We start from the raw sequence: 2,355 nt of genomic DNA, 5'->3' as shown, positions 1-2,355 counted from the left end.
CGCCGTGGCGATCCCCCAGGAGATCATGATCCGCGCGATCCACCGGCGCGCGCCGACCCGGTACAGGAACAGATTCGAGGGCACCTCACAGATCACGTAGCCGATGACGAACATGCTCGCGCCGAGACCGTAGGCGACGTTGCTGAAGCCGAGGTCGCTCTGGAGTTGGAACTTGGCGAAGCTGATGTTGATCCGGTCGAAGAAGGCGAACATGTAGCAGACCATGATCAGCGGCATCAGCCGCCAAGCGGCCTTGCGTACCACGCTGCTCTCGGTGATGTCCTCGGTGCCCGCGAGCGGGTTGGTTGTGGCGGCGGTCATGGTTTCCTCCTGGAACTGGGGGTGGCGTGGGCGGCTGTCCGGCGGGTCGCGGGGCGATCCGCCGGCAAGGTGCTCACGGGCACGTTGGAGCCGCCTTCTGTGAGGGCTTCCATCGCGGATACAGACTGGATCCGCTTCCGACCCGATTGCATTGGGTCTGCGTCTTCGGGTTTTTCGTCTTACAGCGCTGCTTCGCTGAGCCGCCATGCTACTTTTTCGGCAGCTGCCAGCAGCGCTTACGTCTATCATTGTCTAAATGATCAGTATTTACATCAGCTACCATAATAGCTTTGTTGCTCATTGACGTTGCTTGCATTTATTCTCAATAGTTTACTTTAGAACTATGGCAAGCAAATCCGGCAGACACCTAATTATTTGTAGAAATAAGTGAAACCTATCTGGCGTTGCCGGATGGCAATTGGCTGAGCGGGTGCGACGCTATATGATGCCCTCTCGACGGAGCTGATCGAGGTGGCCGGCGGACATGCCCAACAATGTCCCGAAAACGTCCAGATTGTGCTGCCCTAACTCAGGCGCCGGCGTGCGGACAGTGGCAGGCGTACCAGTTAGCTTGATGTGGGCGCCAGTTAGCTTCGTCATCCCCGCCTTCGGATGTTCGATATCGACGAACATCTCTCGCGCTCCAGCGATGTGAGGATCGGTCACCAAGCGATCAACCGTGTTGATCGGGGCGGATGGAACGCCTGCGGCCAGCATTTTTTCGACGACCTCGTCGACATCGTGCGCAGTTGTCCATTCCTCGAGAATAAGCTTGATGTCCGCGTGGCGCGCGACACGCTTCGGGTTGGTGTTAAATTCTAGATCGCTCGCAAGTTCTGGGCGGCCAATAACTTGACACACTAAGCTCCACAGCTTGTCGTTTGCTGCGGCGATGACGACATTGCCATCCCGTGCCTTGAATGAGTCATACGGGTAGCAGGACTCGTAACGGTTGCCGATTCGCTCCGGAACCCGCCCTTCCGCCAGATAGATCTGGGTGATGATCTCTAGACTGGCGACAACGGAATCGACAAGGGCGACATCGACTTTCTGGCCCATTCCCGTCTGGTCACGGCAGCGAAGGGCTGAAAGGATCCCAATCGTCACTGACAGGCCCGCCAGTACATCTCCCATTGCCGTGCCCGAACGGGTCGGATCGCCGCCGGGCCAGCCGGTGGTGCTCATGAGGCCGCCCATGGCTTGGCCGATGATGTCGTACCCCGGGCGCAGTCGGTAAGGTCCCGTATCGCCAAAACCGGAAACTGCACCGTAGACCAACCGAGGGTTGACCTCCTTTAGGATTTCGTAGCCAAGTCCAAGCCTATCCATGGTGCCAGGCCGGTAGTTCTCGACTACAACATCGGCGGTTTTCACCAAATCAAGAAAGATATCGCGCCCTTTGCCTTTGAGGTTGAGGGTGATACCCTTCTTGTTCCGATTTAAGTTCATATAATAGGCGCTTTCGCCATTCAGGAATGGCGCAAAGTGGCGCGAGTCATCCCCAAGAGTCGGTTGTTCGAGCTTGATGATCTCCGCGCCCATATCGGCCAGCATCATCGTGCAGAATGGCCCAGCGAGCACGCGGGTGAGGTCGATCACGCGCAGCCCGGAAAGGGCACCTTGTGTGCGATCCGTCATCTTTACTTCTCCAATCGACTATGTTCAGCAGCGGAATTCCTGATCCCGCGCGGTGGCCTAGTCGAACCACCTTGGAGACGACCTCGCCCTGTACGCGGCGATCCGGTCGGAGAGGGCGAACAGGTAGAAGATTCTCATCAGCGGCGCCGGCCGCCATACGATCTTGCCTACCTTCGCGGTGTCACTGGACGTGTCGCCCGTGTCGTGGGCGGCCACCCCGGCGAGGGTGAACGGTCCCTCGCCGGTTCTTTCAGAGGTGATGCCGCTACTTGCGGGCGGCTTACCGGGCCTGTCCGGGCCTGACCCGGGCGTCAGGCGGCCCGCGGCGGCGCGTGGAGGTCGCAGGGGCGCCCGGCCTTGGCGACCTGCCCCGGCACCTCGTGGCCGACGAGCCGC

General features: G+C 59.5%; 1 protein-coding gene and 1 pseudogene. Both read right to left on the bottom strand.

Annotated features, from left to right (window positions below; all coding sequences use genetic code 11):
- A pseudogene (locus WDW90_RS36420) lies at positions 1 to 321 on the bottom strand (MFS transporter); the annotation flags it as partial.
- Positions 322 to 759: 438 nt separating this feature from the next.
- Complete coding sequence (locus WDW90_RS36415) at positions 760 to 1,959, bottom strand: CaiB/BaiF CoA transferase family protein (RefSeq protein ID WP_336492609.1); 1,200 nt, start codon at positions 1,957 to 1,959, stop codon at positions 760 to 762.
- Positions 1,960 to 2,355: the final 396 nt, after the last annotated feature.

This window comes from Methylobacterium nigriterrae, from assembly GCF_037106235.1.
Classification (GTDB): domain Bacteria; phylum Pseudomonadota; class Alphaproteobacteria; order Rhizobiales; family Beijerinckiaceae; genus Methylobacterium; species Methylobacterium nigriterrae.
The sequence above is the reverse complement of the archived record's forward strand: the minus strand, read 5'-3'. Positions and strand labels throughout refer to the sequence as shown.

Excerpts from the sequence above, each read along its gene's own strand:
- WDW90_RS36415 (WP_336492609.1), bottom strand. The coding sequence starts at position 1,959 with ATGACGGATCGCACACAAGGTGCCCTTTCCGGGCTGCGCGTGATCGAC.